The 21,921-nt window shown below is 36.0% G+C and carries 23 protein-coding genes; 9 read left to right on the top strand and 14 right to left on the bottom strand.

Annotated features, from left to right (window positions below):
• Positions 1-207: 207 nt before the first annotated feature.
• The 3 genes from AC3WTA_RS13530 to AC3WTA_RS13520 are packed head-to-tail and all read right to left on the bottom strand — an operon-like array spanning position 208 to position 2,074.
• Positions 208-384: a ComZ family protein gene (locus tag AC3WTA_RS13530; RefSeq protein WP_001986215.1), complete on the bottom strand. Its 177-nt coding sequence runs from the start codon at positions 382-384 to the stop codon at positions 208-210.
• A 53-nt stretch (positions 385-437) separates the two neighbouring features.
• Positions 438-1,310: an NAD-dependent epimerase/dehydratase family protein gene (locus AC3WTA_RS13525; protein WP_000486167.1), complete on the bottom strand. Its 873-nt coding sequence runs from the start codon at positions 1,308-1,310 to the stop codon at positions 438-440.
• 29 nt (positions 1,311-1,339) lie between these two features.
• Positions 1,340-2,074, bottom strand: coding sequence for a lipase family protein (locus tag AC3WTA_RS13520; protein WP_000028696.1), 735 nt, complete (start codon positions 2,072-2,074; stop codon positions 1,340-1,342).
• Between the two features lie 156 nt (positions 2,075-2,230).
• Between AC3WTA_RS13520 and AC3WTA_RS13515 the strand changes: the two genes are divergently transcribed.
• The gene (locus AC3WTA_RS13515; protein WP_001211113.1) at positions 2,231-2,413 is read left to right on the top strand and encodes a YjzD family protein; all 183 of its coding nucleotides are present in this window, start codon (positions 2,231-2,233) and stop codon (positions 2,411-2,413) included.
• A 38-nt stretch (positions 2,414-2,451) separates the two neighbouring features.
• On the opposite strand, the gene clpB is transcribed toward AC3WTA_RS13515, so the two are convergent.
• On the bottom strand, positions 2,452-5,052 hold the full coding sequence (gene clpB / locus AC3WTA_RS13510) for an ATP-dependent chaperone ClpB (protein ID WP_000365366.1): 2,601 nt from the start codon (positions 5,050-5,052) through the stop codon (positions 2,452-2,454).
• Between the two features lie 211 nt (positions 5,053-5,263).
• Entirely contained in the window at positions 5,264-5,443 is a 180-nt protein-coding gene (locus AC3WTA_RS13505; RefSeq protein ID WP_000531420.1) for a YjzC family protein, read from the bottom strand.
• Positions 5,444-5,935: 492 nt separating this feature from the next.
• On the opposite strand from AC3WTA_RS13505, the gene AC3WTA_RS13500 reads away from it, so the two are divergent.
• From AC3WTA_RS13500 to AC3WTA_RS13490, 3 genes are all read left to right on the top strand, one after another.
• Positions 5,936-6,745: a Cof-type HAD-IIB family hydrolase gene (locus AC3WTA_RS13500; RefSeq protein ID WP_001041226.1), complete on the top strand. Its 810-nt coding sequence runs from the start codon at positions 5,936-5,938 to the stop codon at positions 6,743-6,745.
• 104 nt (positions 6,746-6,849) lie between these two features.
• Complete coding sequence (locus AC3WTA_RS13495) at positions 6,850-6,990, top strand: hypothetical protein (RefSeq protein ID WP_000516816.1); 141 nt, start codon at positions 6,850-6,852, stop codon at positions 6,988-6,990.
• Positions 6,991-7,188: a DUF3813 domain-containing protein gene (locus AC3WTA_RS13490; RefSeq protein WP_000527398.1), complete on the top strand. Its 198-nt coding sequence runs from the start codon at positions 6,991-6,993 to the stop codon at positions 7,186-7,188. It begins immediately after the preceding gene.
• A 34-nt stretch (positions 7,189-7,222) separates the two neighbouring features.
• On the opposite strand, the gene AC3WTA_RS13485 is transcribed toward AC3WTA_RS13490, so the two are convergent.
• On the bottom strand, positions 7,223-8,080 hold the full coding sequence (locus AC3WTA_RS13485; protein ID WP_000364455.1) for a YitT family protein: 858 nt from the start codon (positions 8,078-8,080) through the stop codon (positions 7,223-7,225).
• Between the two features lie 100 nt (positions 8,081-8,180).
• On the opposite strand from AC3WTA_RS13485, the gene AC3WTA_RS13480 reads away from it, so the two are divergent.
• Positions 8,181-8,312 carry a DUF3941 domain-containing protein gene (locus tag AC3WTA_RS13480; RefSeq protein WP_001120851.1) on the top strand — a complete coding sequence of 44 codons (132 nt, stop codon included), beginning with the start codon at positions 8,181-8,183 and terminating at the stop codon, positions 8,310-8,312.
• A 130-nt stretch (positions 8,313-8,442) separates the two neighbouring features.
• Positions 8,443-9,300, top strand: a complete 858-nt coding sequence (prsA, locus tag AC3WTA_RS13475; RefSeq protein ID WP_070168539.1) for a peptidylprolyl isomerase PrsA — start codon at positions 8,443-8,445, stop codon at positions 9,298-9,300.
• A 52-nt stretch (positions 9,301-9,352) separates the two neighbouring features.
• Here the strand turns inward: prsA and AC3WTA_RS13470 are convergent, their stop codons facing one another.
• On the bottom strand, positions 9,353-10,207 hold the full coding sequence (locus tag AC3WTA_RS13470; RefSeq protein WP_000281275.1) for a CvfB family protein: 855 nt from the start codon (positions 10,205-10,207) through the stop codon (positions 9,353-9,355).
• 238 nt (positions 10,208-10,445) lie between these two features.
• Here AC3WTA_RS13470 and AC3WTA_RS13465 point away from each other — a divergent pair, with 238 nt between their 5' ends.
• On the top strand, positions 10,446-10,937 hold the full coding sequence (locus AC3WTA_RS13465; protein ID WP_001040146.1) for a YajQ family cyclic di-GMP-binding protein: 492 nt from the start codon (positions 10,446-10,448) through the stop codon (positions 10,935-10,937).
• A gap of 530 nt (positions 10,938-11,467) precedes the next feature.
• On the opposite strand, the gene AC3WTA_RS13460 is transcribed toward AC3WTA_RS13465, so the two are convergent.
• A complete protein-coding gene (locus AC3WTA_RS13460; RefSeq protein WP_070168538.1) occupies positions 11,468-12,355 on the bottom strand; it encodes a helix-turn-helix domain-containing protein in 888 nt (295 codons plus the stop codon).
• Between the two features lie 381 nt (positions 12,356-12,736).
• Entirely contained in the window at positions 12,737-14,038 is a 1,302-nt protein-coding gene (locus AC3WTA_RS13455) for an alpha-amylase family glycosyl hydrolase (protein WP_492332908.1), read from the bottom strand.
• A 213-nt stretch (positions 14,039-14,251) separates the two neighbouring features.
• On the opposite strand from AC3WTA_RS13455, the gene AC3WTA_RS13450 reads away from it, so the two are divergent.
• Positions 14,252-15,484, top strand: a complete 1,233-nt coding sequence (locus tag AC3WTA_RS13450) for an ammonium transporter (protein ID WP_001055859.1) — start codon at positions 14,252-14,254, stop codon at positions 15,482-15,484.
• 186 nt (positions 15,485-15,670) lie between these two features.
• Here AC3WTA_RS13450 and AC3WTA_RS13445 read toward each other — a convergent pair whose 3' ends face one another.
• The 4 genes from AC3WTA_RS13445 to asnB all read right to left on the bottom strand — a co-directional run bounded on the left by AC3WTA_RS13445 (position 15,671) and on the right by asnB (position 20,617).
• Positions 15,671-15,967 carry a hypothetical protein gene (locus AC3WTA_RS13445; protein WP_002096801.1) on the bottom strand — a complete coding sequence of 99 codons (297 nt, stop codon included), beginning with the start codon at positions 15,965-15,967 and terminating at the stop codon, positions 15,671-15,673.
• A 129-nt stretch (positions 15,968-16,096) separates the two neighbouring features.
• Positions 16,097-17,563, bottom strand: a complete 1,467-nt coding sequence (gene katB / locus AC3WTA_RS13440) for a catalase KatB (protein ID WP_078182912.1) — start codon at positions 17,561-17,563, stop codon at positions 16,097-16,099.
• A gap of 59 nt (positions 17,564-17,622) precedes the next feature.
• Positions 17,623-18,582: a ferrochelatase gene (gene hemH / locus AC3WTA_RS13435; RefSeq protein ID WP_492332907.1), complete on the bottom strand. Its 960-nt coding sequence runs from the start codon at positions 18,580-18,582 to the stop codon at positions 17,623-17,625.
• A gap of 187 nt (positions 18,583-18,769) precedes the next feature.
• The gene (asnB, locus tag AC3WTA_RS13430) at positions 18,770-20,617 is read right to left on the bottom strand and encodes an asparagine synthase (glutamine-hydrolyzing) (protein WP_000333990.1); all 1,848 of its coding nucleotides are present in this window, start codon (positions 20,615-20,617) and stop codon (positions 18,770-18,772) included.
• A gap of 240 nt (positions 20,618-20,857) precedes the next feature.
• Here asnB and AC3WTA_RS13425 point away from each other — a divergent pair, with 240 nt between their 5' ends.
• On the top strand, positions 20,858-21,412 hold the full coding sequence (locus tag AC3WTA_RS13425; protein WP_000616065.1) for a DUF2777 domain-containing protein: 555 nt from the start codon (positions 20,858-20,860) through the stop codon (positions 21,410-21,412).
• Positions 21,413-21,541: 129 nt separating this feature from the next.
• On the opposite strand, the gene AC3WTA_RS13420 is transcribed toward AC3WTA_RS13425, so the two are convergent.
• The gene (locus AC3WTA_RS13420) at positions 21,542-21,907 is read right to left on the bottom strand and encodes a YisL family protein (protein ID WP_000233492.1); all 366 of its coding nucleotides are present in this window, start codon (positions 21,905-21,907) and stop codon (positions 21,542-21,544) included.
• Positions 21,908-21,921: the final 14 nt, after the last annotated feature.

The following is a 21,921-nucleotide window of genomic DNA, read 5'->3' as shown; positions in this document are numbered from 1 at the left end:
ATTATTATGACTTGGTACTAATTTTAAAACATAAATGTATTTTTGTCTAGAATATATTTCAGCTAAAACATAAATCCAGCATTATTCACTTTATTGTTTATTAAAAGAAACAGAAACATACCTTTCCTCTTTCTTTTGAAATATAAAAAGGCCCGAACCGCTTCTATCCACGGTTCGAGCCTCTCTTCCCTTCCAAAAAAGAAGGTTTTATTCTTTATCTGCTTTCCCAAGCTCATATGCTTCGTTCATAACTTTCATCAATAACTCTAATACTGGTTGTGCTTTCTCCATATCAAGCGCAATTCCATTATCATCTAAAATGGCCTTTGCTTCTGGTAAATGCTTCATTGCGATTTGTAAAAATTGCATGCTTTTCTCATTCATATTATGTTCTTCCTCTCCATTAAAACTTTCACATACATAGTGTAACACGCTCGCTATCCTTCGTATAACTCTTTATATTTTTTCATATGTGCCAATTGTTTATTTAAACCGTATTCTAACGGAGTATTTCTTTTTATCGAAATAACCTCGACAGTATCATCTCTTTCTTCCTCGCTCTTTTTATGCACTTTATCCGCTGCACGTAAAAGGTTCATACCTTTTTTCCATAATGACTTTTTACCACTAAGTAAATTGTATATGCCGAGATGCTCCTCGTTCATTCCATTTTCCCATAAGTATTCACATACATCTTCCACGTACAATAGATCACTTCCATTTTCCTCACTCGCATAATGACACTCTTTCTCATCCAGTTCTGATAAAATGAGCTGATGATACATCATAAAAGATGGTTGCCATGGCCCATATAATGTAGGAACTCGAAATACACTATATGGTGCCTCTCCTTTTTTCAATCCTTCTTCCACTTTCGAAAATAAACGTTTATTTTCAGATTCATCTACGTTTCCTACTTCAATAGAAGAAATTAGATTTAACTTCACTTTCTGTTCTGCACACAGTTTTATAATCCGCTTTAAATACTGTAATATAACTCTTTCATTCCGAAAACCACTTTGTTGATTTGGCTCATACAAGCAAAAGTAAACCGTATCGAACTTCTCTCCTTCTACTGATCTCCATCCATCTTCATCTCTTATCGAATAATACGTAAATAACGCATTTCGTCCAATCAACAATAACTTCTCCTCATTAATTTTTGTCATATTCTCGAATTCATCAAAATCAAGACCGTACACTTCTACTTCTTCTGCAATCATTTTATTCACAAGGTGATAACCTACAAACGTAAGTGCACCTATAATTAGCACGCGCTCCATACCACCAACCCTTTCTCCTTGAAACAAATAGCTCCTCATTTATGTATATGGGAGCTTCACAATTCTTCTTCATATTTTTTAAAGAAATCAGTCGTTTGCCTAACCATTTTATATTTCACATCTTGCAGATGGAATAAGACAGAAGTATCGCATTGATTGAATTGCCTCATTTTCTCATATTTACGTAACAACTGTTTTCTTCCTCTTTTTTCTTGTGTTGATACGAAAACTTTAACAGGTACACAAGACGGAAGAAGCGTAAATGATTTCTTATTTATTTTGGATTCTAATTCTTCTTCTTTGGAATCATACGCCAAACTTAATTCCTTCACTAATCTTTTGTAAAAAAACTTATGCTCTTTTTCAAACTCCACATATTCTGGTAAATCTAAACACGGATTTAACATAATGACAGAGCGTATACATTCAGGGTATTTGTTCATCATTTCAAGTGCTACAAGTGCACCCATACCATCTGCCATAATGTGCATTTTCGTATTTAATGTCTCTTTTCTCAAAACAACGTCATATAAGCGTTTTGCTAGACGAATAGATTGATCGTTTCCCCAATGCCTTCCATATAAATTAGAGGAAAAGACCGTATAGCCTTCCGCAATAAGGCCATGTAAAAAATAAGATCTTCCTGCATGCTGTGTCCATAAACTTGTACCATTCTCAATAAAGTAGTTGTAATCACCGAGAAGCATAACAGAAAATCCATTTGGCTTCTCCGGTAAATAAATGACACATGGTTCTTTTTCTAAATAAAAAAAACGTTCCGTAATACTCATTTTTCCCCCGCCTTATTTTCTAAACGTATAAAAGTACTCTTCTATAATGTATGAACGGAATGCAAATTTGCGTTGAAAAATCTACAAATATTTTTCTATATTCTTTTTTCAATTGTGTTACAATAAGGACAGATTGAACGAATAGAGGTGTAAAATATGCGTTTCATTTGGGCATTAATTTGGTCGTTCGCGCTTGTACATATGATGAGCTACGTAATCGGCTCTATGACTGGCGGTACATACGATTTTAACCAAGCGTCTATTTTCTCAGTTGTTCTTGCGGTATTAGTACTAGCAATTTCAGCTACAATTCCAAACGAGCCAGTAGAACAACACTAAAAAAAGAGTCCGGATTTTATCCGAACTCTTTTTTTATTTTACTTTACATGAACGACTAATTCGTTATTTTCTACATCAACAACTACGTGACTGTTATCAGTAATCGTTCCTGCAATTAATTCTCGTGCTAATTTCGTCTCAACTTGACGCTGTACATATCGTTTTAATGGACGAGCTCCGTACATCGGATCAAAGCCAGCTTCTACAACAAACTCTCTCGCTGCGTCTGTTAATTCTACCGTAATATGACGGTCAGCTAAACGACCTTGTAATTCTTTTACAATTTTATCAACAATACCTTTAATTTCATTCGTTGTAAGAGGTTTGAATAAAATAATTTCATCGACACGGTTTAAAAACTCTGGTCGGAAATGTCCTCTTAATTGCCCCATTACAAGTTCTCTTGATTCCTCTTTAATTGAGCCATCTGCTTCTAATCCATCTAACAAATGAGCAGATCCTATATTTGAAGTCATAATAATAACCGTGTTTTTAAAGTCTACTGTACGTCCTTGAGAATCTGTAATGCGTCCATCATCTAACATTTGTAATAAAATGTTGAATACTTCTGGATGTGCTTTTTCGATTTCGTCTAACAAAATAACTGAATACGGTTTACGTCTTACCGCTTCTGTTAATTGACCGCCCTCTTCATATCCAACATATCCAGGAGGCGCACCAATTAAGCGTGACACAGCGTGTTTCTCCATATATTCAGACATGTCGATACGAATCATTTGCTCTTCACTGTCAAATAACGTTTGTGCTAATGTTTTTGCAAGCTCAGTTTTACCAACACCTGTCGGTCCTAAGAAAATAAATGAACCAATTGGACGATTTGGATCTTTAATACCAGCGCGCGCACGAAGAACTGCGTCTGATACAAGGCTTACCGCTTCTTCTTGACCGATAACACGCTCTGATAAAATTTGCTCTAAGCGTAGTAATTTCTCGCGTTCACCTTCAACGAGTTTTGCGACAGGAATACCAGTCCAGCGTGAAACAATATCAGCAATCTCTTCTTCACTTACTTCCTCACGTAATAAACGATTTTCCTGTTTATTATGTGCGCCCATTTCTTCTGCTTCTTTTAATTCTTTTTCGATAGCTGGAATTTTCCCGTGACGAAGTTCTGCTGCTTTATTTAAATCGTAATTTCCTTCTGCTTCTTCTAACTCACGGCGCAAGCGCTCTAAATGTTCACGTAAGTCACGCACTTTATGAATGTCTTCTTTTTCTTTCTCCCATTTCGCTCTCATACCACTTGCAACTTCTTTTAAATCCGATAATTCACGTTGCAACGTTTTCAGGCGTTCTTGGCTACCAAAGTCCTTCTCTTTTCCAAGAGCCGCTTCTTCAATTTCTAACTGCATAATACGACGCGTTACTTCATCTAATTCTGTTGGCATAGAATCAATCTCTGTTCGAATCGTTGCGCACGCTTCGTCAACAAGATCAATCGCTTTATCTGGTAAGAAACGATCCGAAATATATCGATCTGATAAAACGGATGCTGCTACAATCGCGCGGTCATGAATATTTACACCGTGATAAATTTCAAAGCGCTCTTTTAAACCACGTAAAATGGAAATTGTATCTTCAACAGTTGGTTCTTCTGCTAATACTTGTTGGAAACGTCTTTCTAGCGCTGGATCTTTCTCAATATATTTACGATACTCATCTAACGTTGTCGCCCCGATACAATGCAGTTCACCGCGCGCAAGCATCGGTTTTAACATATTTCCTGCGTCCATCGCACCTTCTGTTTTACCAGCGCCGACGATTGTGTGAAGTTCATCAATGAATAATAAAATGCGGCCTTCACTCTTTTTAATTTCATTTAATACAGCTTGCAGACGCTCTTCAAACTCACCACGGAATTTCGCTCCAGCTACAAGTGCACTCATATCTAATGCGAAGATTGTTCTATCTTTTAATCCTTCTGGTACATCCTTCTTCACAATACGCTGTGCTAATCCTTCAACGATTGCTGTTTTACCAACACCGGGTTCACCAATTAAAACCGGGTTGTTTTTCGTTTTACGTGAAAGAATGCGGATTACACGTCGAATTTCACTATCGCGACCGATAACAGGATCAATTTTCCCTGCTCTCACTTCCGCCACTAAATCACGACCATATTTTTCTAACGCTTCATAAGTTGCTTCTGGATTTTGACTAGTCACTCTTTGATTCCCCCGAACTGTCATTAAAGACTGTAATAAGTTATCTTTTGTAATGTGAAATCTTGTAAGTAATTGATTTATATCGCCTTTTTCTTCTGAAAAAGCAAGCAATACATGTTCAACTGAAATGTAGTCATCTTGCAATTTCTCTGCTTCTTTTCCTGCTCTTACAAGTAGTTGTTGCAGAGCACCTGTTATATATAATTTCCCTACTTCTGCACCGCTTCCCGTTACAGAAGGTTTTTTCTTAATTAAACTTTCGGCGCCTTGCTTTAACGCTTCTATATCGACATTCATTTTTTGAAAAATACGCACTGCTAACCCATCTTGCTCTTCTAATAATGTAAACAAGAGATGAATAGTATCTACTTCTTGATGATGATGAGATACCGCTAAAGATTGGGCACTCATAATCGCCTCTTGTGTTTTTGTTGTCATTTGATTTAAGTCCATCTTTACAGTCCCCCAAATGTTTGACTTTCTTTGACCTTTGATTTGATTATACGCCAACTGACTTTTTTATACAATAATTTTGCTTATGTATTTTCAAACTTATTATTGGAAAAAGAAAAAGGGAACATTCATTATACAGTTGAAAAATATACGGTAAATGAAATTATAATTTGTAACGACAAAAAAGCCGCAATAATGATTGCGGCTTCTGTTACGGTTTTCTTTTATACGTCCACTGACGGTTATGATTCGCGTTATCTGGAAACTTTTCACCCGCAGTTAATTTCACCATTTGCGGATCTTTTACCATACTTCCTGTTTCACCAATTTCTACGTAAATGCCATCGTTTGGCGCTTTTTGTCCAGAACGAAACCTGCGATTTTGTCCCATTTCCATTCTCCTTCCATGACGTCTTTGCCTCATTAGTATATCCATTTTAAAAGAAAGCTTTTCTGTCATGTTTAGGAAACAAGTACTACATTTCGTTCTCGTACATATACATGAATGACACAAGCATAGGAAGGGATTTCTTTCCTATTTGTAGAAAAAAAAGAAACCAACCTACTATAGGCCAGCTTCAAAGGAGAGTCAAACATATACGAGAAGATTACATATTCATTATAAGCCTCATCATACGAGCAATGTAACCCTTTTCACAATTTGTACATAATGAAAGAAACATTGTTTGAACTTTCTAAAAAGATATTGACTTTTCTTAATTTCCAGCGAGAAATAGTAGACACCGCAGCACTTTGCGACGTAAGATGGATATATAGTGAACTTTCCATCTTTGGTGTTCTCACCCAGTTTAACCTCTTATTTCTGCATATTAAAAACGGAAATACAGATAGAAACAAAAAAATTATTATAAGAGGTGAAATTATGAATAAACAGCATTTAATCGCATTAGACTTAGACGGCACTTTATTGACAGACAACAAAATAATTTCCACTCGAACAAAACATACAATTGCAAAAGCAAAGGAACAAGGACATATTGTCGTTATTTCAACAGGACGTCCATTCCGTGCTAGTTTTGATTACTATAAAGAACTCGGTCTTAATACACCAATCGTAAACTTTAACGGCGCTTACGTACATCATCCTCTTGATTCAAAATGGGGAACACATCACTCTCCTCTTGAGCTAGCAACAGCGCAAGAAATTGTCCGAGCTTGCTTTGATTTTGGCGTGAAAAATATATACGCTGAAGTAATGGACGATGTGTATGTTCGTGAAATTGATGAAGATAAAAAACATATTTTCGAATTCGGTTCTCCAAATATTTTTACAGGAGACTTATTAAATACTCTAAACGATCATCCAACCTGCTTATTAATTGACGCACATGACGAGCATTCCAGTGCAATTCGTCAACATTTAACTGATATGCATGCTGAAGTAATCGACCATAGAAAATGGGGCGCACCTTGGCCGATTATTGAAATCGTAAAAAGCGGGTTAAATAAAGCTGTCGGATTACAAAAAATTTCTAGTCATTACAACATTCCACAAGAGCGAATTATCGCTTTCGGTGATGAAGATAACGACTTTGAAATGATTGAATTTGCTGGTCATGGCATCGCAATGGGTAATGCAATTCCTGAATTAAAATCACTCGCAAATCATACGACATTAACGAATGAAGATGATGGTATTGCGCTATATTTAGAAGAGGTTCTTGGGTTGTAATCTAAAAATTCCCTGCTTATAGTTTTTCGCCAAACGCTCATACTATAATTAGACGCCGGATTATCGCGTCGATTGTTTTCAGCTAAATAAAGGGGGTTTTTCGAATGGGTAAAAAGAACAAATCAAAACGTTTTATCCAACAAGGAGCCGATGCTGTTATGAAGCATGATGCAAGATTCCCGTACAGAGGTACATTAGCTGAGGCAGAAAAAGCGAGAAGTAACTCTTCTTTTGGAGGGGTTTAAATGGGGAACTTACTATTCCAACAAGCTAGAGATGCCGTTGCAAATGCCGTATCTTGTTCAAGCGGTACTGAGCAACAAGATCTCGTATATAGGGCAAAAAACGCTTTGCACTCTGCTTACGCAAACTCTTCAACAGCTGAAAAAGTTCAGCTACGCGAAATGCAAGAGCAGTTGCAAAACATTACGAATTTACATTAAAGATAAAGAGGACCAGCTTTGGTCCTCTTTATCTTTAATCTTTTCGAAACAAGCCAAACACCCCAACCGTCTGTAATACGTTCGTAAATGCACCTGGGTCCACTTGCCTAATAACCCTTTCTAATTCATACAACTCATAACGCGTAATAACAATCATTAACATTTCCTTATTTTCATTTGTATAAGCGCCTGTTGCTGGTATAGTTGTAATCCCCCTCACTAAGCGAGAATGAATCGCCTTTCGTACATCTGCCCCATTCTTCGTAACGATTAATGCTGTAATCTTCACATGACGCGTATGAATCGCATCGATAATTCGCGTTGATACATACAAAGTCACCAAAGTATATAATGCTTTTTCCCATCCATACACATAGCCAGCGGCGATAATGATCAGTGCATTAAAGAAGAAAAAATACGTACCGACAGGCTTGTCTTTAATCTTTGATAAAATCATGGCGATAATATCTAAACCACCTGTAGAAGCCCCCCACTTTAAAGCAATTCCTACTCCAATCGCCGAAATAATCCCGCCAAAAATCGCATTCAATATGATGTCGTTCGAGACTGCCCTAACCGGGATAATTTCTAGAAACAAAGTCATAAATACAACGCAAAGAAAACTAAAGAAAGTAAAGGCCTTTCCAACCTTTTTCCATGCTAAAATAACGACGGGAATATTAAACAAACTAAACAATACCCCCGTTGATATGTGAATAGATAAAAAGTCCCCTAATATTTGTGATAACAATTGAGACAATCCAGCAAAGCCACTCGCGTACACTTTCGCTGGCGTTAAAAATAAATTCATTCCAATCGCGTTTAACAAACCTGCGACAATTACAACGATTAACTTCTTTATAAGTTCGGTATAATTCAACTTCAAATCCATTTCTAATCCACCTTTATTATTCATGAATGCACTGCTATACATAGTCTTTACGAAAAAGGAAATGATAAACGTACAACGGTTAGAAATGGAGTTGATACATATGCCACATACGAGTGATAACGACAAAAAAGCACGCGATAATAATGCAAAGCGTACACAAAAAAATGAGCAAGAACAAAAAAATATTCAGCAAGGTAAGCGTGCCTATTCTAAAAAGACTGATCACCTTTGATCCCATCGTACATCAACAATATTGTTGATGTACTTTTTTTACATTTTACAGGGAAAAAACATTAAAAATTCACTTCATGTTCACTTCTATATTCTACAATAGCGATAACATATTCGGATGAGGTGTTGGCATGAGAGGGAAACACATTTTCATTATTACTGCACTAATAAGTATATTAATGCTAGCTGCTTGTGGACAAAAAAACAGCTCAGCTACAGTCGCTACAGCAACAGACTCAACCATTAAGAAGAGCGACTTCGAAAAACAGTTGAAAGATCGTTACGGAAAAGACATGCTATACGAAATGATGGCACAAGACGTTATCACGAAAAAATATAAAGTATCTGACGATGATGTAGATAAAGAAGTACAAAAAGCGAAAAATCAATACGGAGATCAATTCACAGCAATACTCGAAAACAATCGTTTAAAAGATGAAGCTGATTTCAAAAATCAAATTAAGTTCAAACTTGCTATGAATGAAGCGATCAAGAAAAGTGTTACAGAAAAAGACGTGAAAGACCACTATAAACCAGAAATTAAAGCGAGTCATATTTTAGTAAGTGACGAAAATGAAGCGAAAGAAATAAAGAAAAAATTAGATACCGGTGCTTCATTTGAAGAATTAGCAAAACAAGAATCACAAGATCTACTATCAAAAGAAAAAGGTGGAGACCTTGGATACTTCAATTCAGGCAGAATGGCGCCTGAATTTGAAACAGCTGCCTATAAACTAAAAGTCGGACAAATTAGCAATCCCGTTAAATCACCAAACGGTTATCATATTATTAAATTAACTGATAAAAAAGAGTTAAAGCCCTATGATGAAGTGAAAGACTCTATTCGTAAAAACTTAGAAGAAGAACGTATTGCCGACCCTACATTCAGTCATAAGTTAATACAAAAGGAATTAAAAAAGGCAAATATTAAAATAAATGATAGTGACTTGGAAGATACGTTTACTCTTGCGCATGAGCAAGGGAATTAAAAAAGCACCGCCTTATTTTTACAGCAAAATAAGGCGGTGCTTTTTATTTAATTTACTTCTTAAAATACGTCCAACCTTCTTCTTGATAAATCTTTTCTTCTTTCATCAACTTACCAAGCGCGCGCTTAAATGCAGCTTTACTCATGTTGAAACGTTCTTTAATGTCTTCTGGGTTGCTCTTATCCCAAAATGGCATTGCTCCGCCTCGTTCTTCCATATATGCATAAATTACAGTAGCATCATCTTCCATTCCTTCTTCTTTACGAGGAAGAAGTGAAATGTTAATTGTACCGTCATCTTTCACGTCAATAATACGGCCAGTTACACGTTCACCGATGCGGACTTGTTCTTTTCTTTCAGTATGGTGTAAGAAAGCACGGAAATGCTCATCAGTTAGTATGAATGAACCAACTTGAAGTGAACGATACACACGTCCATTTACGTTTTTATTACGCATAGATGGCGTCGCATCTACGATAATTTCTTGCATATCACTGTCTCTTGCCGGAAGAGCGATAAGGCGATCTCGATTCGTTAATTTTAACGTACAATATAATTCGTCTCCAACTTCAGGCCATACTGGCATATAAATCGGGAACTCATCAGCTGGGATTAGTATATCTTTTGATACACCAATATTAACAAACACACCTAAACTAGGAATAACTTCTACAACCTTTACCCAGTTCCAATCAAAAGTTGTAATAAGTGGCTCCTTCATTGTTGCTGAAACACGATTTTGATGATCAAGGTATAAGAATACATCAATCGTATCGCCTTCTTCAATTTCTCCAACTAATTCGTTTTTATGTAGGAAAATTTCTTCCTCTTCATTCCCAACCATATATCCGATTTCCGTTTCGCGTAAAACAGTTACCTGTTCAATCGCTCCTAATTGTAAATACATATTTTTTAATTCCCTTCTATATATATAAAATTAACTTTTTTATCTTTTTATCATTCCAAACAAAAGTTAATTATAACACGATTTTTCCTTTATTTGTCCAACTGCCCAAAATTCACTATAATAAAATGAGGTTACATAAATATAAGTATGAAAACACTTAAGTCCAGACTCGTTTTCAGCTATACTTTAGTATGTACAGTACATAAAAAGATTAGAAATTTATTTGGAGGTGCTAACTATGGCAAAAGATAGTTCTTTTGACATCGTTTCGAAAGTAGAATTACCTGAAGTAACAAACGCAATTAACATCGCATTAAAGGAAATCCAAAACCGATATGACTTTAAAGGAAGTAAAAGTGATATTAAATTAGAAAAAGAAGTACTAGTTTTAACTTCTGACGATGAGTTCAAATTAGACCAAGTAAAAGACGTTCTAATTTCTAAGCTTGTAAAACGTAACGTTCCAATTAAAAACTTGGATTACGGAAAAGTTGAAGCTGCGACTGGTAACACTGTTCGCCAACGCGCAACACTTCAACAAGGTATCGATAAAGATAACGCGAAAAAAATTAACAACATCATTAAAGAAATGAAATTAAAAGTAAAAACACAAGTACAAGATGACCAAGTACGTGTTACAGCGAAAAGCCGTGATGACTTACAAGCAGTTATCGCAGCAGTTCGCAGTGCTGACTTACCGATTGACGTACAATTTATTAACTACCGCTAAAAAGAAAAACATCCTCTGTGCAGAGGGTGTTTTTCTTTTTAGCTTGTAGAGAAAATATTACAAAGTCTAAGCTTACGAGCAATCAGATTTTTAGAATGGGTATTTAATTATTATGCATAAACGAAGAAGATCCTTTTAATAATCGGCACAAAAAACCTCCCCCCACTCAAATGTAACAATTTATGAGTATAAGAATATTTTCCACCCTTTCATGTAATGTAAAATTAGTAAGGAATTTATTTTTCGAAAAAATGTTAATTAAACAAGAGTTAGAAGTGGTTATTTGAAGAAATTAATACTATGTTTTTTATTAACTACATTCTGTCTATATATTGCAGGGTGTTCTAATAATATAACTACACCCGGGGATACACCTAAAACTTCAACACCTGCGAAGTGTAAATACATCAACAAAGCTTGGTATAAGAAACCTATAAAATGTAATAATTGATGATATAAGTTATAAAAAAAGACACCATAAGGTGCCTTTTTTTATAGAAATTAATAAGATATTCATCAGAAATTATGAGTCATTTTTTATTTTGTTTTTCAAAATATTTTTCTTTAACTATTTTGATCAGATTTTCTTTTTCTGTTAGTTCAAAGATAAATAATGCTTTTTTCATGTTATCAGCTACATCTTCTTCATTATATTGTTTCAGCTTTAGTAAATTCCAACCTTTTCCATAATATAATTCACCTAATAAATATAACGTGTTTAGATTAATAGCTAATTTGATACCCATATCATTGTATTTTATTGCCTCTTCATGTTGATTTGCATGACCTAAAATTTTGGCTAAATTAAAAATGATTTTTAATTTAATCTCTTTATCTCTAGGGAAATCTAACTTATTAAAATTAGTTAAACATCTTCTTAGTATATTAATACTATTTTCATACTCTTTATTTTCCCCATAAAATATAGCCATTGACTGCATAATATCTATTTCTCTTTCTGATAAAAAATCACCATTCGTTACAGTTAGTTTTAATGCACTATTTAAAAGATTTAAAGCAGTTTTTATTGATTTATTCACATGAAATATAGCAATTGCTTCATGCCATATTAGAAATTGTTTATCTTCTTTTAACTGGAAATTACTTTCGTTTTTCTCTTGTTTCACTATTTCATAAAGTTCACTATATTGTTTTTGCTTTGTACAATCTCTCATTACATATTTTACATTTTCTACATATTTTAGTTTTTTGTTTTGAGTTAGTGCGAAAATATTATTTGGATCAATACCAAGTCTTTCAGATAATTGATATAACAATATGCTAGATGGATAAATCATACCTTTTTCTATTTTGCTAATTTGACTTTGCGAACATATTCCATGACACAATTCAGATTGTGATATATTCTTTTTCATTCTAAGTTCTTTAATGGTAATACCCAAATCGTAAAATTCCATTTTTCCTCCTCAAATATAGCCCTCAATGAGTAACAGAATATTTTTCACCCTTTAATGTAATGTAAAATTAGTATAGTTGCAATTATTGTTTGTTCTATAGGTCTTTTCACTTCTTTGCTCAGCTGCATTTCGAGGCGAGAGTCTTCCTTTACAAAAATAGTAGAATACAATGAAAACGAACTGTCACCTCACTCATAAGAAGAAAATGATTTAGCGAAACTAATCCTTCTATAGAGACTAATACATATCCATCATAAGGAACTTCTTCTCTTTTTTTATCGGTTCTCACACAAAAACAGGCTAGGGAGATAGTCTTCTCCTTAGCCTGTCCCCTCTCATTAGAGGAGTTTTCGTACTTATTAAGAACAACACATCCATTACTCATTTCCGTCTCTTTTTAACCGCAATTAAAAACACAATAAATAATACGTTCACACCGACTATTAAGGAGATAAATAACCAATTCACACCTGTTTCTCCGCTAATTTTATACACATTTGATTCTTCGCGCTTTAAAACAAGATAAAACTTTCCGTTTTCTTCTCTTATAATTTCATCTTCTAACAATCCTCTTAACTCTTGTTTTTCACCAATCGCACTTACAGGCAAAGCAACTTTTTGTGTTTCTTTCGTATTATTAATCGCTACTAATGTTACATCATCTTTATACTTTCGTTTTAGTATACTCATTCCATCTTTATCGTATAAAAGCTCAAACGTTCCATGGCGTAGAGATGGTCTCGCTTGTCTAAGCTCACCGAGTTTCGTTATGTGCTGCACAAATTTTTCATCTGATTTGAAATCCATTAATCGGCGATTCTCCGGAGTATCCCCTCCATCTAATGCAATTTCAGTCCCGTAATAAAAATTCGGAATACCTGGTGATGTTAATAAATATGTAAGGGCTAGTTTCAAACGAGATGGTGGATAATTCATATTCTCTTTTGCAATACGGGCAAACCTTTTTGTATCTTGATTATCTAAAAATGTAACGGATTCCCCTTCTTTTTTACTCACATCATATAAAGGTTTCACCGATACATCTACTTTAGAAAACGATTCTACTATTTTTTCGTTATATTCACTATCTTCCTTTGTCATAATACGAAAATCTTTCTTTATCACTTGCATATCTTTTTGCACGTCATCCCAGAAAGAACGCGACTTTTTTTCACTATGTATCACATAACTTCCATCTAAATCGACTTCTTTGATCCACCATTTCATCGCGTCGATGACTTGTTTTTCGTTTTCCCCAAGCGGAAATTGAAGTACAACTTTCATTCCTTTTGCGCGCGCTTCTTGTACAAGTTCTTTCACATCATTTCCTGTTCCGAAATGTTCATTTACCTTTTGAAAATTACGCACGTCTAACCCATCATACTTTCCACTTTCAAAAAGCGGAGAAAGCATAACAGCGGTAAAGCCCATTTCTTTTATGTAATCCAGTCTTTTTATAATCCCTCTTATATCTCCGCCCTGATATCCTTCTAAATTGCCAACTTCTAACTGTTTGTCATTTTTCGGTTCTCCATTATTGAAGCGATCAATCATAATGGAATATATGACTTCGTCTCGCCACTCTCTTTTTTCATCTGCAAACGTATGTATTGGTACAAACAAAACGACAGCTAAACAAAAACAAATGAATAGTTTCCTAGTCCGTATTTTTTCCACACGCATCCCCCATGTTTTTTAATTGTAAGAATATTATACCAATTTTCCGAACGAATCGCATACGTTGATTTCATTCCCCTCAAAATACTTCATGTCAGATTTTCTAACATGAAGTATAAAGTTTTCTGAATTTTTAGTTGATTTTTCATTTCGTTTCGAATATGATATGAAACATAACAAGTTGATGTTATTTTTTCTAACATTATAGGAGGAGAGAGAATGAATATGGGAGATACGGTTTTTATGTTTGTAACAACAGTAATGGTCATGTTAATGACACCAGGATTAGCACTTTTTTATGGGGGCATGGTTCGCAGTAAAAATGTACTTAGTACGACAATGCATAGTTATAGCGCAATGGCTATCGTTTCGATTCAATGGATTGTGATCGGCTATTCTTTATCATTCGGACCAGATTGGCACGGACTTATCGGTACACTCGATTGGTTGGGTTTAAACGGAGTTACCTACGCACCAAATCCAGACTACTCATCTACTATTCCTCACAATTTATTTATGATGTTCCAACTCATGTTCGCTATTTTAACTCCCGCTTTAATTTCAGGTGCATTCGCCGAAAGAATGCGATTTTCTGCTTTCCTTATTTTCATCCTCCTATGGACAACAATCGTTTACAACCCTGTCGCTCATTGGGTATGGGGCGTTGGCGGGTGGCTAAGAGAACTTGGCGCGTTAGACTTCGCTGGTGGTAACGTCGTTCATATTACATCTGGCGTGGCCGGCCTTGTATTAGCTATTTTCCTTGGAAAACGAAAAAACATAAACGGTACTTCTCCTCACCATTTACCATTCACAATGTTAGGCGCAGGCTTACTATGGTTCGGCTGGTTCGGTTTTAACGTCGGAAGTGCATTATCTTTAAACGACGTAGCTTTAACTGCATTTATCAATACAAATATAGCCGCTGCTGCCTCTGCATTAACTTGGATGCTTTCAGAATGGTTCTTCCAATCAAAACCGACTGCGATGGGAGCTGCTTGTGGTGTAGTTTCCGGTCTAGTCGCTATTACACCAGCTTGCGGGTTCGTTACACCTTTCTCCGCTCTTCTTATCGGAGCAATTGGCGGCGTATTATGCTTCGGAGCAGTCTTTTTCTTAAAAACAAAATTCGGATACGACGATACACTTGATGCATTCGGATGCCACGGTATCGGCGGAACTTGGGGCGGTATTGCAACAGGACTATTTGCAACTACTACTGTAAATGCTGATGGCGCGAACGGATTATTTTACGGAAACGCTGCTTTACTGTTTAAACAACTTGTAGCAATCGGCGCAACATACGCATTCACAATCATAATGACGTACGCCATTATTAAAGCGATTAACTTCTTCCTCCCTGTTAGGGTAGATGAGCATGAGGAACATATGGGACTTGATATTTCGATGCACGGAGAGAAAGCTTATGAGTATACAGAGCGAGTGAACTAAAAAAAGAGATGCAATCTATTAGTAGTAGATTGCATCTCTTTTTATTGTACTTACCAGCATTGGATACCCCACCCAGTATTCCGGTAAATATATCGGCGATTCTCCGGATATCTCGACGATTTTTTAAATATATCGATTTACCAACAAATTCCGACATGACGAAACTGAAGAATACTCCGGTATAACTTACGAATCACCATACTTACTTTTATTCAAACTTAATATAATAAGAAACGCAATTGCTATTACAGCTAAAAAACGAACCGGATTAAACGGCGTTCCTACCGTTTCATTAAAACGATGATAAATAAAAGGGATTATCTCAAGTACCATTAGCCCCATCGCAATTTTAAATGTCTCAGCCATCGCTTTATTTTTTATAAACGTAGCACGCTCATCACCTTGTTTTCCAATTGCTATAAACATTTTTATAATAGCAAACACCACAAACAAAAAGACACTTAGCGCAATAATAAAAATCAAAACATCCCTCAAAAATACACCTCATATATGTAAAACTTATTTGACAAGAGTATAACATCTTTCACTCTGTATGTAAAACATCTTTTACACATAAAAAAAGACGACCGTTTAACAGTCGTCTTTTCCTACTTATTTCGGAGCATTTCCCACATATTGCGTAATATCAACATTTAAAGCTTGCGCTAAACGCATTCCGTAATCGTGATCTGCACGGAAGAAGTTACAAATGGCCAGTAATTTTGTGCGCTCATTTACGTCTTTTAAGTCATTTGTTAAGTTTGCAATTAAATTGTCTTGCTCTTCTTTAGAGAATGAACGGTAACGCTCACCTGCTTGTTTGAAATCATTTGGTTTGTCAATTTTTTCACGAGATACATAGCCTTCTACTTTCATAGTTGAATCGCGGTAAGCTTTGTCTTCAACTGGATTTTCAGTATGACGGCTCGGTTCGTAGTTAATTGTAGATGGGTTTTGATTGATTTGCATCGCACCATCACGTTGTTGATTATGAACAGCTGCGTACGGGCAGTTTACAGGAATTTGTAAGTAGTTCGCACCAAGACGGTAACGCTGTGTATCTGGATAAGAGAATAAACGACCTTGTAATAATTTATCTTCAGATGGTTCAATACCATTTACAGTTGCACTTGGAGAGAACGCCACTTGTTCTACTTCAGCGAAGAAGTTTTTTGGGGTACGATTTAACGTCATTGTCCCTACTTCAATTAACGGGAAGCGATCTTCTGGCCATACTTTCGTTGGATCTAGCGGATCAAAGTCTAAAGAATCCGTTTCATCTAGTTGCATCACTTGTACGTGTAAATCCCACTTCGGATAATTTCCTTTTTCGATTGCATCGAACAAGTCACGAGTTGCATGGTTGAAATCTTTCCCTTGTACTTCTTGCACCTCTTTTGCACTTAAGTTACGTACACTTTGCTGTGGTTTCCAGTGATATTTAATGTAGACGATTTTACCTTCTGCATTAATCCATTTAAATGAATGGACACCGAAACCTTCCATTTCACGATAGCTTGCTGGTGTACCGTAATCAGAAAATACCCACGTCATCATATGTGTAGATTCCGGACTTAACGTCATGAAATCCCAGTAACGATCTGGTGTTTGAACATTTGTATCAGGTGCTGGTTTTAAAGAATGCACCATATCAGGGAATTTAATTGCATCACGAATGAAGAAGACCGGTAAATGGTTACCTACGATATCGTAATTTCCTTCTTCTGTATAGAATTTAACAGCGAACCCGCGTGGGTCACGAGCTGTTTCTGGAGAACCTTGACCATGAATAACCGTTGAGAAACGAACAAATACAGGCGTTTCAGTTCCTTCATTTTGTAAAAATGCTGCTTTCGTATATTGCTTCATGCTGTTTTTCGTTACGAACACACCGTGAGCACCTGCACCACGTGCATGCACAACACGCTCTGGAATACGTTCACGATCAAAGTGCGCAAGTTTTTCTACTAAATGATAGTCTTCTAATAATACCGGTCCACGGCGACCAGCTGTACGAGAATTTTGGTTGTCTCCAACTGGAGCACCTTGGTTTGTTGTTAAGCGATTATTTGGATTCATCTAGGGGGATCCTCCTCTTTCTTTCATAGTAATTATTATTTATTTAAAATCATTATAAACTAATTATTATTCAAAACTAAATTCTTGTCAACCATTTCCTTCATTTTTTTGGAAACAATTTCAGCTAAGCAATCGATGAATACAGATTGTGAATTCGGCATATTTGGTCTAAAATATGCGACATTTAATTCATCAGTTACAACTTTACACTCATAATCGTTGTCATATAAAACTTCTAAATGCTCTGCCACAAAGCCAACTGGGCAATATATGAAAGATTCATATCTACGCTCTTCAAATAAATCTCTCGTTAAATCTTGCACATCCGGACCAATCCATGGGTCAGGCGTATTTCCAGCACTTTGCCAACCCGTTGTATAGTTTTGAATATTGGCAGCCTCCGCAATTAAATCTGCTGTATGCTGCAATTGCTCCACATAAGGGTCCCCTGCTGTAATAATTTTTTCTGGCAAACTATGTGCTGAAAAAATTACGACTGCTTTCTCTTTATCTTCAATCTTTGTAAATGTTTCTTTTATTTGATCTACCCAATACGAAATAAACTTCGGTTCATCGTACCATTGTTCAATCGGTTCAATAACAGGACCACCGATTTCTTCCGAAAGACGAATAGCACGGTCATTATATGCTTTAATGCTAAATGTAGAATAATGCGGTGCTAATACGATACTAATCGCTTGCTCAATTCCATCGCGCTTCATCTCTTCTACTGCACCTTCTATAAATGGGGCTATATGTTTTAATCCTAAGTAACAAGTAAATTCATACTCTGTAAATATATTATTCATAGAATCTGTTAATTTATGCGCTTGCTCTTTCGTAATTTTTGCAAGTGGTGAAATTCCGCCAATCGCTTTATAGCGCCCGATTAAGTCTTGGAGTGCTTCTTCTGAAGGTTTATGCCCATGGCGAATATGTGTATAGTACGCTTCTACATCATCTAATGATTCTGGCGTTCCATACGCCATTACGATTAAACCTATTTTTTTCTTTGTCATCTATATAACACCTCAATTTTATAAATGAGAAGCTTTTTCAAGAACATTTGTTTCCAATTATAACAACTAATAATAAGTACGTCAAAATAATTATTCTAAATAAGTATTATTTCTAATATAATTTTGAATTTTATTTGACAATTTCTTTAATAAAAAGCGACTTACATAAAAGTAAGTCGCTTTTCTTCTATTCTTTAATATTTACCCCATATTCTTTAAACCAAACGTGAATTTGCGCTAAGTGAGCTAAAAGTTGCGGCCCAGTCATTAATTGACCGAACCAAGGCGATTGAAATGCACTACCGCCTGACTCAATTAATCCGCTCAGCTGTTCTTTATCAAATAGTTCGTGCAAAATTGAGCCTTTATCCGTTAATAAATCTTGTAGCCATACTGTTACTGCTTTCGTATAGTGCGGATTATGCGTTTTCGGATATGGGCTCTTCTTTCTATATAGGATGTCATTTGGAAGTAACCCTTCTAACGCTTTACGCAATAGACCTTTTTCGCGGTTTTTATACATTTTCATTTCCCAAGGAATATTCCACGCATATTCGACAAGTCGGTGATCCGCAAATGGAACACGTACTTCTAAGCTTGCCCCCATACTCATACGGTCTTTTCTGTCTAATAATGTTGTCATAAACCATACCATATTCAAGTAAAATAGTTGTCGTCTCTTTGCTTCAATTGGGCTTTCTCCCTCTAAAATAGGAACTTCTTGAATGGATTCTTCATAACGCTGCTGTACATATTGTTGTAAGTTTAATTTATTTCTCCATTCTTTCTTTAGCAGTTGTTCACGCGCTTCTGTAGAGCGCATCCACGGAAACGCACTCGATTGTAAATCATCTTCTCTATAAAACCACGGATAACCACCAAATATTTCGTCTGCACATTCCCCAGATAAACCGACGACAAAATCTTGTTTAATTTCGCGGCAAAACCATAATAATGACGAATCGATATCTGCCATACCAGGCAAATCACGAACGAGTACTGCTTCTGTTAAATACTGTGCTAATTGTTCATTTGAAATGACGCAGCGATGATGGTTTGTTTGAAACGTCTCAGTCATCAAATGAATAAATGGCGCATCTGAATTCGGCTGAAACGCATTCGCTTTAAAGTATTTGTCATTATCTTCATAATCAACAGAGTATGTGTGTAATTGCCCTTTTCCTGACCTTGCATATTCTTTCGCAGCAATTGCTGTAATCGCACTCGAATCTACACCTCCTGATAGAAAAGTACATAGTGGTACATCAGAAACGAGCTGCCTTGTAATCGCATCTTGTAATAAAAAGCGTGTTTTCTCTACTGTTTCTTCAAAAGAATCTTCATGTTTTTTGCTTTCCACATTCCAATATCTCCATATACATAAACCGTTCTTTGAAAATGTCATCGCATGCCCTGGACGTAATTCTTTTATACCAGCATAAATGCCATGACCAGGTGTTCTAGACGGCCCAAGACCGAATATTTCGGATAATCCTTCTAACGTTACTTCCGCCTTCACATCTGGATGCGCTAATATCGCTTTTAACTCTGAACCAAATAGTAATCGCCCACTATCATATTTATAAAATAGCGGTTTTACACCTAGTCGATCTCGTGCAATAAATACTTGTTCTTTCTGTTCATCCCATACGGCAAACGCATATATACCGTTTAAATGATCGACACATTCTTCTTTCCATTCAATATACGACGCTAATAGCACCTCCGTATCCGAATGACCTTTGAACGTATATCCTCTTCTTAATAATTCCTTTCGAATATCTTCTGTATTATACAGTTCACCGTTATAGCAAATTGCATAATTCGTTTCGTCTTTTAAACAAGTCATCGGTTGTTTACCACCCTCAGGATCAACAACGATTAACCGTTTATGCCCAAATGCGACATTGCCTTTAATCCAAACTTTATTATCATCTGGGCCACGTTTCGCTAACGTCTCAGCCATCTTCGTAACGACGTCCCGTTCTCCTTCTAATGAGCGTTTATAATCCACCCATCCTGTAATCCCGCACATACGAATCATCCTTCCATCTTATTTCTTTTCCTAAACGAGCAGTAATCCCCACCTTAGAGGTGCGGATCAAAAAAATGAAAAACTTAACGATAACCTACTATCCACATATGGAATAGCATTTTCACTCAGTAAAACGTGTGTTATTGTATGCCCACCTATGTCTAGATGTGTCTAGTTATAAAGAATGCCCGAACTGTCTATAACAGAAATAACTACTTTTTTATTAAGGAGAAATCATATATGATACAACGTAACCATATTTTATATAACCAGCCACGCGCTCATACAGTCGGTAATGTAGAATATATAAACAATGAATGGGTATTCTTTGATGATGAAAATGATGAAGCATTTTTATTAGAAGATATTGCCGAAGATGGCTTTGAAATTTTGTATCACAACAACTGGCTACCAGCTCGTTTCTATGAACAAGATGTATTACAAATCGCCAACGAACAGCACCATTTGCAAAACGGAGAAATGATACGAATTCGAAAGAAATTACTTCTTAGCTATACGGAATGGCTTGAGGAATTACCTGACTCTGTCTTTACGTTATTAACCGAATCATTGCAATCCCTTCACTACTCTTTATATGATTGCATGTATTGTCATAATTATTTATCTTTCTTACCGAAAGAGGAAGCATGCGAAGGAGTAAATATTCTTTTGTTTGATAACGAAGAAATGATTTGTACACTACAGCACCATTTCGTCCGTCACGCTACGTCAAATAAAAACATGTTTCGTTTTACGAAAGTAAACGGAGAAGAGTTGCATATCGATGCAACATAAAGTGAAACTTTAATCAGTGGGGTATCCCCCACTGATTATTAGCCTTCACCAATCGGGTGTTTACGGGATGAAATAAAAAACCACCTTATCTCCCAAGTCTTTGAGATTATAAGGTGGTTTTATTTTTTATTAGAATACTTGCCAGCCAATCGGTAATTTCAGTCCAAGGTAAAATACTGCTACTAGTGCAACAATAAATAGTCCCCAAACTGCCCCTGTTGCTTTGTTCTTGCTCATTTTTACAAGAACCATTTCCATTCCACCGATAACTAAAATACCAGCTACCATTTTTAAACCATACCACATGTGCATGTTACTTGTTGCAGTCTTCATAATACCCATGTACAACATGAAACCTGTCACAATAATGATAATGTACATAAGACGAAGCCCCATATGTACACCTTTACCTTTTCTTCCTGCTGAATAAAGTGAATACGCAACGAAGAATAAAATTAAACCTAACGCCCATGCTGTAATATGCATATGTACCATCGTATCCCCTACCT

The organism is Bacillus sp. EB106-07-01-XG149 (assembly GCF_058791555.1).
Note: the sequence above shows the minus strand (reverse complement) of the source record. Positions and strands in the feature narration are given on the sequence as shown.

Coding starts and splice junctions, on each gene's coding strand:
- AC3WTA_RS13530 (WP_001986215.1), bottom strand. CDS start 384: ATGAATGAGAAAAGCATGCAATTTTTACAAATCGCAATGAAGCATTTA.
- AC3WTA_RS13520 (WP_000028696.1), bottom strand. CDS start 2,074: ATGAGTATTACGGAACGTTTTTTTTATTTAGAAAAAGAACCATGTGTC.
- AC3WTA_RS13515 (WP_001211113.1), top strand. CDS start 2,231: ATGCGTTTCATTTGGGCATTAATTTGGTCGTTCGCGCTTGTACATATG.
- clpB (WP_000365366.1), bottom strand. CDS start 5,052: ATGGACTTAAATCAAATGACAACAAAAACACAAGAGGCGATTATGAGT.
- AC3WTA_RS13505 (WP_000531420.1), bottom strand. CDS start 5,443: ATGGGACAAAATCGCAGGTTTCGTTCTGGACAAAAAGCGCCAAACGAT.
- AC3WTA_RS13500 (WP_001041226.1), top strand. CDS start 5,936: ATGAATAAACAGCATTTAATCGCATTAGACTTAGACGGCACTTTATTG.
- AC3WTA_RS13495 (WP_000516816.1), top strand. CDS start 6,850: ATGGGTAAAAAGAACAAATCAAAACGTTTTATCCAACAAGGAGCCGAT.
- AC3WTA_RS13490 (WP_000527398.1), top strand. CDS start 6,991: ATGGGGAACTTACTATTCCAACAAGCTAGAGATGCCGTTGCAAATGCC.
- AC3WTA_RS13485 (WP_000364455.1), bottom strand. CDS start 8,080: ATGGATTTGAAGTTGAATTATACCGAACTTATAAAGAAGTTAATCGTT.
- AC3WTA_RS13480 (WP_001120851.1), top strand. CDS start 8,181: ATGCCACATACGAGTGATAACGACAAAAAAGCACGCGATAATAATGCA.
- prsA (WP_070168539.1), top strand. CDS start 8,443: ATGAGAGGGAAACACATTTTCATTATTACTGCACTAATAAGTATATTA.
- AC3WTA_RS13470 (WP_000281275.1), bottom strand. CDS start 10,207: ATGTATTTACAATTAGGAGCGATTGAACAGGTAACTGTTTTACGCGAA.
- AC3WTA_RS13465 (WP_001040146.1), top strand. CDS start 10,446: ATGGCAAAAGATAGTTCTTTTGACATCGTTTCGAAAGTAGAATTACCT.
- AC3WTA_RS13460 (WP_070168538.1), bottom strand. CDS start 12,355: ATGGAATTTTACGATTTGGGTATTACCATTAAAGAACTTAGAATGAAA.
- AC3WTA_RS13455 (WP_492332908.1), bottom strand. CDS start 14,038: ATGCGTGTGGAAAAAATACGGACTAGGAAACTATTCATTTGTTTTTGT.
- AC3WTA_RS13450 (WP_001055859.1), top strand. CDS start 14,252: ATGAATATGGGAGATACGGTTTTTATGTTTGTAACAACAGTAATGGTC.
- katB (WP_078182912.1), bottom strand. CDS start 17,563: ATGAATCCAAATAATCGCTTAACAACAAACCAAGGTGCTCCAGTTGGA.
- hemH (WP_492332907.1), bottom strand. CDS start 18,582: ATGACAAAGAAAAAAATAGGTTTAATCGTAATGGCGTATGGAACGCCA.
- asnB (WP_000333990.1), bottom strand. CDS start 20,617: ATGTGCGGGATTACAGGATGGGTGGATTATAAACGCTCATTAGAAGGA.
- AC3WTA_RS13425 (WP_000616065.1), top strand. CDS start 20,858: ATGATACAACGTAACCATATTTTATATAACCAGCCACGCGCTCATACA.
- AC3WTA_RS13420 (WP_000233492.1), bottom strand. CDS start 21,907: ATGGTACATATGCATATTACAGCATGGGCGTTAGGTTTAATTTTATTC.